This is a genomic window from Nostoc sp., assembly GCF_036917755.1.
GTDB lineage: Bacteria > Cyanobacteriota > Cyanobacteriia > Cyanobacteriales > Nostocaceae > Nostoc.
Genome location: NZ_JBALFC010000140.1, coordinates 1 through 9354, shown reverse-complemented (window position 1 = coordinate 9354; position 9354 = coordinate 1). Strand labels below are relative to the sequence as shown.

Sequence of the window (9354 nt, the reverse complement as noted above, 5' to 3'; positions counted from 1 at the left end):
CTGTCGCCTCTAGCCTGAACAACCTAGCGGGACTCTACGACTCCCAAGGCAGATACAGCGAAGCCGAACCCCTTTACATCCAAGCTTTAGCACTCAGGCGCAAGCTGCTGGGAGAAGAACATCCATCTGTCGCCTCTAGCCTGAACAACCTAGCATATCTCTACGACTCCCAAGGCAGATACAGCGAAGCCGAACCCCTTTACATCCAAGCTTTAAATATTCTTGAGCAACGATTAGGAGTGAATCATCCCAATACTGTTACTTGTCGTAATAATTTAGCATATTTGCGCGATCGCCTCCCCCCACCACAGTAAAATTTGACTTCTGGGCAAAGCGTACCATGCTAAAACTGAAAAGAGCGATCGCTTTAACTCGGAGTTTCATGTTCCGAACTCGGAGTGTCGTGTTCTGAACTCGGAGTTTCATGTTCCGAACTCGGAGTTTCGTGTTCCGAACTCGGAGTGTCGTGTTCCGAACTCAAAGTGTCGTGTTCCGAACTCGGAGTGTCGTGTTCCGAACTCAAAGTGTCGTGTTCCAAGCTCAGAGTTTCGTGTTCTGAACTCAGAGTGTCGTGTTCTGAGGTGGAATGATGGTGTTGTGAGGGCGTAGGCGTAGCCCGTCGCAGACATCGCTCTAGTTTATAGTGTAAATCGACAGGCGATCGCTTTAACTCGGAGTTTCGTGTTCTGAGGTGGAATGATGGTGTTGTAAAGGCCGCAGCTACGCCCGCCCTTAGACATCGCTCTAGTTTATAGTGTAAATCGACAAGCGATCGCCTTTTAGATAAAACGTTGAACGTATCAGTGTCATTGTGTAGAATGCGATCAGCTTACTCCGATGGAGGCGATCGCTTTAATTGAGTTAAAATATCCTTAATCAGCTACGATCAATCATATAATTATCTTCACAAACACAGAAATGTTAATTACATACACTGCAAAATATACAAAAACTAATAGCGGATATATGGGACAACTCATTGAATGGCAAGAAGTCATCACAGAAGGAGAAACCATAGAACAATGCAGGGCGATGTTGCAAGACGCAACAAAAGAAATGGTTCTTGCCTATCGTCAACAAAATAAAGAAATTCCCACAGGTGGTTATTTGCTCGAACAAATTCCTATAGAGGTTTGAGTGTGTCAGTCAAACGAAAGGAGCTAATTAAATACTTAGAAGAAAATGGCTTTTATTTATTAAGGGAAGGAGAAAATCATTCTATTTATACTAATGATGTAAAAACTATTCCGGTAAAACGGCATCGTACCATTGATCAAATTACTGCTAATGAGATTTGTAAACAAGCTGGGTTATCACCTAATTTTTAACTGCCACTTAGAACCATCGAAGGTAATAAAATTTTGGGCAGCTTGTAAACTAGGTAAAGGCGACTATTTGCAAGTTAAAGAAAAACTATTTGCTCAAGAAACGGTTGCCAGCTTATATGCCAAAATCAAAGAATATCAAAATGATGAGGCTCTATTTTAGAGTGTAAATCGACAAGCGATCGCCTAAAATTGAATCTACTTCTTAACTTATATGGGCAATCGCCTCACTCGGAAAGTTTCATTACTTACAGAAACAATTGCCCCTACCTCTAAATCTTCCTGACATTCACTCAAAACAGTTGTCAAACGTTCATTAATTGCATCATAGTTGTCATTCCCTAACCTAAACAAAATGACACTGGGCAAACTATCCCCACTAACAGCTAAAAGTTGAGCGAAATCTAAATCTATAGTTAATAAAATTCTCCCTTCTGTACGCGCTTTAATTAAAATCTCATTATCTGGTAGTCTTTGCAAAGCTTCATCGCGCAAATGCACGACATAATAACTATCACGACGCAACCAAGATACAGTGCGTAGTGAAATTCCCATATCTGCCAAAAACTTCATTTTATTGGTTAAGCAATTTTAAATGGATAAACTCGTTCTTGAGTTAACCACGCTGCATAAAGTAGAGATTGACGAATATCCTCTGGTTCTAAATCAGGATATTCTTCTAAAATTCCTTCTACAGGTTTTCCATTAGCTACCAAATTTACCACTAAAGAAACCGGAACTCGCATCCCGCGAATGCAAGCTTGTCCACCCATAATGCTAGGGTCAAATGTAATTCTGTCTAGACCTAACATAAAATTCTCTCTCAAAAACCAAGTTTAATCAACAGCAAACGCTACCCTAGAAATCAGCCTTACTCAAACCTTGAAGTTTGAATCATGATCGCCTCTGCTCAACAAAATTACTTTACTCCTGAAGAGTACCTCCAAATTGAGGAACAAAATATTGTCAAACATGAATACATCGACGGCTGTATCTACGCAATGGCTGAGGTACTTGATGTACACGTAACCATCGCTGGAAACCTTGCCTCTCTCCTCCGTAATCATCTGCGCGGCTCTGGTTGCCGTGTTTACATCGCTGACATGAAAGCCCGAATTGAATCTCTGAATCGCTTTTATTATCCCGATGTTATGGTTACTTGCGACCAACGAGATCAAGAAACGCCAGCTTATAAAAGATTTCCCTGTTTAATTGTCGAAGTTTTATCTAATTCTACCGAAGCCTTTGACCGGGGGGACAAATTCGCCGATTATCAAACACTGGAAACTCTGCAAGAGTATGTTTTAATTAATACAAAACGTCAGCGAGTCGAGTGTTTTCGACGCAATGAGCTAGATCTGTGGGTTTTACAATCCTACACAGCAGAACATAAATCTTTTCGACTCAACAGCGTGGATTTTGAGGAAACAATGGCAGCACTTTACGAAGATGTAGTTTTTGAATAATCAATTATAATGCGGTATGCTACACGATATTTAGTAAACTATATAACTGATAAGCCTTCAAAGCTTCCTGACCCGGCGGGGGCATTGAGCAAAACAGGCACAATTGATTAAAAAAAAGTTATGGCGCTCATAGTTCAGAAATACGGTGGTACATCTGTCGGTTCAGTCGAACGTATTCAAGCTGTTGCACAGCGTGTTTATAAAACGGTTAAAGCTGGAAACTCTCTGGTCGTAGTGGTTTCGGCAATGGGCAAAACTACCGATGGACTCGTCAAACTAGCTAACGAAATTTCTCCAAATCCTAACCGCCGGGAAATGGATATGCTGCTTTCCACTGGCGAACAAGTAACGATCGCCTTACTCAGTATGGCATTGCAGGAACTCGGACAACCAGCAATCTCGATGACTGGCGCTCAGGTAGGAATTGTTACCGAAGCCGAACACAGCCGCGCTCGAATTTTGCATATTGAAACTACTCGCCTAACTCGCCACATAAATGAAGGGAAAGTAGTTGTAGTAGCTGGCTTCCAAGGCACATCTAGCACTGAAGAGATGGAAATTACGACTTTGGGGCGTGGTGGTTCCGACACGTCAGCAGTGGCGATCGCAGCCGCATTAAAAGCGAATTTTTGCGAAATTTATACAGATGTTCCAGGGATTCTAACTACAGACCCTCGCTTAGTCGCCGAAGCCCAGTTGATTGATGCCATCACCTGCGATGAAATGTTGGAATTAGCTAGCTTGGGTGCAAAAGTGTTGCATCCTCGTGCTGTGGAAATTGCTCGTAACTATGGTGTACCTCTGGTGGTCAGGTCTAGTTGGACAGATGCCCCGGGTACTTGGGTAACATCAGCCAAACCCCAAGGGCGATCGCTAATCAATCTAGAAATTGCCCGTCCAGTAGATGCTGTAGAATTTGACACTGACCAAGCGAAGGTGGCTTTGTTGCGCGTACCCGACAAACCAGGCGTAGCAGCAAGGTTATTTGGTGAAATTTCTCGGCAAAAAGTAGACGTAGATTTGATTATTCAGTCAATTCATGAAGGTAACAGTAATGACATTGCTTTTACTGTCACCACACCAATATTAAAACGGGCAGAAGCAGTAACAACAGCGATCGCTCCAGCACTGAGGAATCAATCTAACCCCAAATTGGACGAAGCCGAGGTAATGATAGAACATAACATTGCCAAAGTCAGCATCGCCGGCGCGGGAATGATTGGCCGTCCCGGTGTAGCGGCAAAAATGTTCGCCACCTTAGCCGAAGCAGGCGTAAACATCCAGATGATTTCCACCAGCGAAGTGAAAGTAAGTTGTGTAGTCGATGCAGCCGAATGCGATCGCGCTGTCGCCGCACTCCGCACCGCCTTTGAGATCGAAGCAGGGGAGGCAAAAAGAGATGAGGGAGATGAGGAAGCAGGGGGAGATGAGGAAGCAGGGGGAGATGAGGGAGCAGGGGGAGATGAGGGAGTAGGAAGAGACAAATTAATTCTCTTATCCCCCTCATCCCCCTCATCCCCCACTCCCCCCGTTCGCGGTGTTGCCCTCGATTTGAACCAAGCGCGTCTTGCTATTCGCCAATTGCCAGATCGTCCGGGGATGGCGGCGAAGTTGTTTGGATTATTAGCGCAGCATAATATTAGCGTTGATATGATTATCCAATCTCAGCGCTGTCGGGTGATTGATGGTGTTCCCAGGCGGGATATTGCCTTTACAGTCTCGCGGATAGATGGGGAAAATGCAAAAAAAATGCTTACCCAAGTAGCGGCAGAATTAGGATGGGGTGAAGTTGTTTTAGATAGTGCGATCGCTAAAGTGAGTATTGTCGGTGCAGGTATGCAGGGACAACCAGGTGTTGCCGCTAAAATGTTTGAAGCTTTAGCTCAACAACAAATTAATATTCAAATGATTGCCACCTCAGAAATAAAAATTAGCTGTGTTGTGCCGCAAGAGCAAGGTGTTAAAGCTTTGCAAGCCATTCATGCAGCCTTTGAACTGGCTGGTAGCGAGAAATTTGTCGTCCCAGCGTAAAACCTGACTCTAACTCCCTTTTTGTTGTGGATACGAAGACTATTTTTTTCTTGCATTACTAATGCATCGACTTGCATTGCTAATGCATCGACTTGCAATGGCATAGCATCGACCTGCAATGGCATAGCATCGACTTGCAATGGCATAACATCGACCTGCAATAGCATAACATCGACCTGCAATGGCATAGCATCAACTTACAATGGCATAACATTGACCTGCAATGTTAACGTGAGTTCGATAGATTTGGTCTGACCCCTCTCTAAATCTATCTCCAAAGCGGAGATAGGCTTAAAAAGCTGATTTTTTCGTTCTCTTTGTAAAAGAGGGAGGCTCGGCAGGAGAGGTTCGTCTAACTCACGTTGTTCCGGTAAGCAGATTGTAGAGACACACTGTAGCAGTCTACACATTTATCTCATTTTTAACATGAATAACACCTAAGCTATAATCAAACCATTTATCAGACTATATTTATATTAATGGATAGTCATTTGCTAGATGGACATTATCGAATACTAAAAGTTCTCAATGATGGTGAAAAGGGGAAAACCTATCTAGTTGAAGATGTTAATCTTCCTGGCAGCCAATTTAGAGTAAAGCAGTTATGTCATCCTAGTAGCAATCCTCAAAGTTTAACAATCCTACGCCGCTTGTTTACCAGTAAGGCAGCAACTTTAGAAAAACTAGGACAGCAAGACGACAAAATTCCAAAGCTAATTGCTTGTTTTGAAGAAAAGGAAGAATTCTATATAGTCCAAGAATTCATACCTGGGAATCCTTTAACTGATGACATTATCCAGGGACAACCTCTGAGAGAAGAGCAAGTAATTAGTCTTTTATCAGAGATATTAGAAATTTTGGTGCTTGTACATAGCTATGGTGTGATTCATCGGGATATAAAACCAGCAAATATTATTCGCCGGGAGTCAGATGAAAAGTTAGTTTTGGTTAATTTTGGTACTTTTAATGAAGCCATCACTAATACCGTTGATAATCTCGAATATATGCCTATAGAACAAGTTAACGGCAACCTGAAATATAACAGTGATATATATGCTTTAGGTATCGTTGCGATCGCAGCACTTAAAGGTTTACCAACAAACGAAATATCTAATTTGCAAAGTCAGAAAAATCAGCTAACAGGTGAAATCGTTTGGCGTGACAAAAATCTAAAAATTAACAGAAAATTAGTAGCAATTATTAATAGAATGGTGCGTTTCGACTATCGTAAACGCTACCAGTATGCAACTGAAGTTTTAGACGATCTGAAAAAGTTAACAAATGTTGATGACGACCAACAAAAACAGCATCATAAAAAATTATTACTAATTATAATGGGGCTAGCTGGCTGTATCACACTTGTTATTGGAGCTTGGTTTTTGCAATCGCCAAAACCTGTAAGTGATGCTGAACAAAAATTATATCAAGAGGGAGTAAATAAATATGACGCCGGAAACTATGAAGGAGCAGTTGAAGATTTCAATCAGGCTATTAAATTAGATCCGCAAAACGCTTTGGCTTATAATAAGCGAGGCGATGCTTATTATCGATTAGGAGACTACGAGCAAGCACAAGCAGACTCTAGCCAAGCCATTTTGCTCAATCCTCAAGATGCTAATGCCTATTTTGATCGAGGATTTGCTTTTTCAGAATTAGGGAAGTATAAAGAAGCGATCGCAGACTATACCCAAGCGATTAAGTTAAATCCTAAAAATGCTTATGCTTACTATGGCCGGGCTTTAGCCTTTGCTCAACTGAAGGATAATAAAGGAGCAATGGTAGATTTTAGCAAAGCGATCGCTCTCAAACCTCAGTATACTGAAACTTACTTGCAGCGAGGGATTCTCCGCCGTCGCCTCAAACTTATACAAGCAGCAATCCAAGATTTTGATAAAGTAATTAAGATTAATCCTAGTGATGCCAAAGCTTATTATCAAAGGGGTTTAACTCAATCTATTAATAAACAAAAATATATAGCACTTAAAGATTATACGGACGCAATTAGCATCAATCCCAAATACATAGAAGCCTATCTTAATCGTGGCGATGTTTACAGTGATTTGGGAGATAAACTCGAAGCTACTGAAGATTACAACACTATTTTACAGATTGATCCTAAATTTATTGCAGCTTATACTCACAGAGGTATTCACCGCTTTTCTTTCGGAGATTATCAAGGCGCTATTGAAGATTATACCGCAGCACTGAAACTAGATCCTAATAATGTCGCTGCTTACAACAACCGTGGTAACGCCTATCTCGAACTGGGAAATAAAAAAGCTGCAAATCAGGATTATTCACGAGCGATCGCAATTAATGCTAACAATGCTTCAGCCTACTATAACCGAGGTGTGATTCGCAGCAAACAGAAAAATAAACAGGGTGCGATCGCAGATTTCAAAAAAGCTGCAAAACTATTTCAACAGCAAGGAGAACAAGATAGTTATCAAGATGCACAGAGGGAAATTGCAATTCTGCAAAATAATTCAGCACCAGCGCCAACTACTGGAGATGAACCACCCCAACCGATACGTAGACGGCGCTTTCCCATTCATCGGGAATAGCCTTCAGGACTCCGTAGTTCTGTTAGTCTGACTGCGTGGCAATTTTTTTTGTCACAAACTTATGCAAAGCTGTAAGAGAAAAATGCCTTGTTAAATATTCTCTATGAACATACGTAAAGTCTCTACTACTCCTTTTCATGACCAAAAGCCCGGTACTTCTGGGCTGCGGAAAGCAGTTAAGGATTTTCAGCAGCCCCACTACCTGGAAAATTTTACCCAATCCATCTTCGATTCTGTAGGGGACTTGCGAGGACAAACCCTAGTCCTGGGTGGTGATGGTCGTTATTACAATCGCCCGGCCATTCAAATCATTTTGAAAATGGCGGCGGCCAATGGCATTGGGCGGATTAAAGTTGGTCAACGGGGGATTTTGTCTACTCCTGCGACTTCCGCGATTATTCGTAAGTACCAAGCTATTGGCGGCATCATCTTATCTGCTAGTCATAATCCGGGCGGGCCAAATGGTGACTTTGGTGTGAAATATAACATTAGCAACGGTGGCCCAGCGCCGGAAAAGGTGACAGAGGCGATCTACGATCGCAGTAAAGTGATTGATAGCTATCAAATTCTGGAAGCACCAGATGTAGATTTAGAAACCTTGGGTGAGTCACATTTGGGAGAGACGGTAGTTGAGGTGATTGACTCCGTACAGGATTATGAAGAGTTAATGGAGTCCCTGTTTGATTTTGAACGCATTCACCAACTGTTGACAAGAGGAAATTTTCGGATCAGCATCGATGCCTTACACGCGGTAGCTGGCCCCTATGCCCATGCGATTTTTGAGAAACGTTTGGGCGCACCAGTGGGAACTGTGCGAAATGGTACACCCTTAGAAGACTTTGGCGGTGGACATCCTGACCCAAATCTGGTTTATGCTCATGAGTTGGTAGATATTTTGTACGGAGAGAATGCGCCAGACTTTGGGGCAGCTTTTGATGGAGATGGCGATCGCAATATGATCTTAGGGCGTAAGTTCTTTGTCACACCTAGCGATAGTCTCGCAGTGTTAGCCGCAAACGCCAAGCTAGTCCCTGGTTATAGTTCGGGTTTAGCTGGGGTAGCGCGATCGATGCCTACCAGTCAAGCAGTAGATCGAGTTGCCGCTCAAATTGGAATTGAATCCTATGAAACGCCCACCGGTTGGAAGTTCTTCGGCAATCTCTTAGATGCGGGTAAAGCGACTCTCTGCGGTGAAGAAAGCTTTGGTACCAGCTCTAACCACATCCGCGAAAAAGATGGGTTATGGGCTGTGCTGTTCTGGCTGAATATCCTGGCAGTCCGGCAGCAATCTGTTGAGCAAATTGTACGGGAACACTGGCAGACCTATGGACGCAATTATTATTCCCGCCATGACTATGAAGGGATAGAGATAGAGCCAGCCAACACCTTAATAGAAAGACTGCGTTCCTTATTGCCGACCCTCAAAGGCAAGCAGTTTGGTAACTATCAAGTTGAATACAGTGATGACTTTAGTTATACCGACCCCGTTGATGGCAGCATTAGCGATCAACAAGGTGTTCGCATTGGCTTTACCGATGGCTCCCGCATTGTAGTGCGACTTTCTGGGACGGGGACTCAAGGTGCAACCCTCAGAGTTTATCTAGAAAGCTACGAGCCAGATTCCGCCAAACATGACCTGGAATCACAGCAAGCACTTGCTTCTTTAATCACTCTTGCTGAAGAGATAGCTCAAATCCGTAAATTCACTGGACGAGAACAGCCAACTGTAATCACCTAGTGCTGAGTTAGGAGTTAGGAGTCAGAATCAATCAGTCGCGGGTCTGAATCTCCGACTGATTGAAGACCACCCCGCCAAAGCTGCGCTTTAGCTCCCCTCCCCGCCGACCTACGGTGTACACACAAGTCTTGTCAGGTTGCCCCACAGCCTTTTGATCCCCCCAACCCCCCTTTTTTAACTATCCATTACCCACATCTTTCTTAACATAAGGTTTGACAAAAGCCAGAAAT

General features: G+C 43.0%; 11 protein-coding genes. 8 read left to right on the top strand and 3 right to left on the bottom strand.

Annotated features, from left to right (window positions below; translation table 11 throughout):
- Positions 1-314: tetratricopeptide repeat protein (locus tag V7L05_RS29265; RefSeq protein WP_335169425.1), on the top strand; the 314-nt coding region annotated here is incomplete at its 5' end.
- 53 nt (positions 315-367) lie between these two features.
- On the opposite strand, the gene V7L05_RS29260 is transcribed toward V7L05_RS29265, so the two are convergent.
- Positions 368-538 carry a hypothetical protein gene (locus tag V7L05_RS29260; RefSeq protein ID WP_335169423.1) on the bottom strand — a complete coding sequence of 57 codons (171 nt, stop codon included), beginning with the start codon at positions 536-538 and terminating at the stop codon, positions 368-370.
- Between the two features lie 428 nt (positions 539-966).
- Between V7L05_RS29260 and V7L05_RS29255 the strand changes: the two genes are divergently transcribed.
- The 3 genes from V7L05_RS29255 to V7L05_RS29245 are packed head-to-tail and all read left to right on the top strand — an operon-like array spanning position 967 to position 1488.
- Positions 967-1137 carry a type II toxin-antitoxin system HicB family antitoxin gene (locus V7L05_RS29255; protein WP_335169422.1) on the top strand — a complete coding sequence of 57 codons (171 nt, stop codon included), beginning with the start codon at positions 967-969 and terminating at the stop codon, positions 1135-1137.
- A 2-nt stretch (positions 1138-1139) separates the two neighbouring features.
- Positions 1140-1328 (top strand): type II toxin-antitoxin system HicA family toxin, encoded by a 189-nt coding sequence (locus V7L05_RS29250; protein ID WP_335169420.1) that lies wholly within the window; start codon positions 1140-1142, stop codon positions 1326-1328.
- Positions 1288-1488, top strand: a complete 201-nt coding sequence (locus V7L05_RS29245) for a hypothetical protein (RefSeq protein ID WP_335169418.1) — start codon at positions 1288-1290, stop codon at positions 1486-1488. Before V7L05_RS29250 ends, V7L05_RS29245 begins: the two co-directional genes overlap by 41 nt.
- Before the next feature lie 47 nt (positions 1489-1535).
- On the opposite strand, the gene V7L05_RS29240 is transcribed toward V7L05_RS29245, so the two are convergent.
- Positions 1536-1898, bottom strand: a complete 363-nt coding sequence (locus V7L05_RS29240; RefSeq protein ID WP_335169416.1) for a DUF5615 family PIN-like protein — start codon at positions 1896-1898, stop codon at positions 1536-1538.
- An 8-nt stretch (positions 1899-1906) separates the two neighbouring features.
- Complete coding sequence (locus V7L05_RS29235; protein ID WP_335169415.1) at positions 1907-2137, bottom strand: DUF433 domain-containing protein; 231 nt, start codon at positions 2135-2137, stop codon at positions 1907-1909.
- An 84-nt stretch (positions 2138-2221) separates the two neighbouring features.
- Between V7L05_RS29235 and V7L05_RS29230 the strand changes: the two genes are divergently transcribed.
- From V7L05_RS29230 to V7L05_RS29215, 4 genes are all read left to right on the top strand, one after another.
- Positions 2222-2791: a Uma2 family endonuclease gene (locus V7L05_RS29230; RefSeq protein WP_335169413.1), complete on the top strand. Its 570-nt coding sequence runs from the start codon at positions 2222-2224 to the stop codon at positions 2789-2791.
- A 120-nt stretch (positions 2792-2911) separates the two neighbouring features.
- Positions 2912-4822, top strand: coding sequence for an aspartate kinase (locus tag V7L05_RS29225; RefSeq protein WP_335169411.1), 1911 nt, complete (start codon positions 2912-2914; stop codon positions 4820-4822).
- Positions 4823-5301: 479 nt separating this feature from the next.
- Positions 5302-7386, top strand: coding sequence for a tetratricopeptide repeat protein (locus tag V7L05_RS29220; protein WP_335169410.1), 2085 nt, complete (start codon positions 5302-5304; stop codon positions 7384-7386).
- A 103-nt stretch (positions 7387-7489) separates the two neighbouring features.
- On the top strand, positions 7490-9124 hold the full coding sequence (locus V7L05_RS29215) for an alpha-D-glucose phosphate-specific phosphoglucomutase (protein ID WP_335169408.1): 1635 nt from the start codon (positions 7490-7492) through the stop codon (positions 9122-9124).
- The last annotated feature ends 230 nt before the right edge of the window (positions 9125-9354 follow it).

Coding starts and splice junctions, on each gene's coding strand:
- V7L05_RS29230 (WP_335169413.1), top strand. CDS start 2,222: ATGATCGCCTCTGCTCAACAAAATTACTTTACTCCTGAAGAGTACCTC.
- V7L05_RS29215 (WP_335169408.1), top strand. CDS start 7,490: ATGAACATACGTAAAGTCTCTACTACTCCTTTTCATGACCAAAAGCCC.
- V7L05_RS29220 (WP_335169410.1), top strand. CDS start 5,302: ATGGATAGTCATTTGCTAGATGGACATTATCGAATACTAAAAGTTCTC.
- V7L05_RS29225 (WP_335169411.1), top strand. CDS start 2,912: ATGGCGCTCATAGTTCAGAAATACGGTGGTACATCTGTCGGTTCAGTC.
- V7L05_RS29255 (WP_335169422.1), top strand. CDS start 967: ATGGGACAACTCATTGAATGGCAAGAAGTCATCACAGAAGGAGAAACC.
- V7L05_RS29245 (WP_335169418.1), top strand. CDS start 1,288: ATGAGATTTGTAAACAAGCTGGGTTATCACCTAATTTTTAACTGCCAC.
- V7L05_RS29235 (WP_335169415.1), bottom strand. CDS start 2,137: ATGTTAGGTCTAGACAGAATTACATTTGACCCTAGCATTATGGGTGGA.
- V7L05_RS29240 (WP_335169416.1), bottom strand. CDS start 1,898: ATGAAGTTTTTGGCAGATATGGGAATTTCACTACGCACTGTATCTTGG.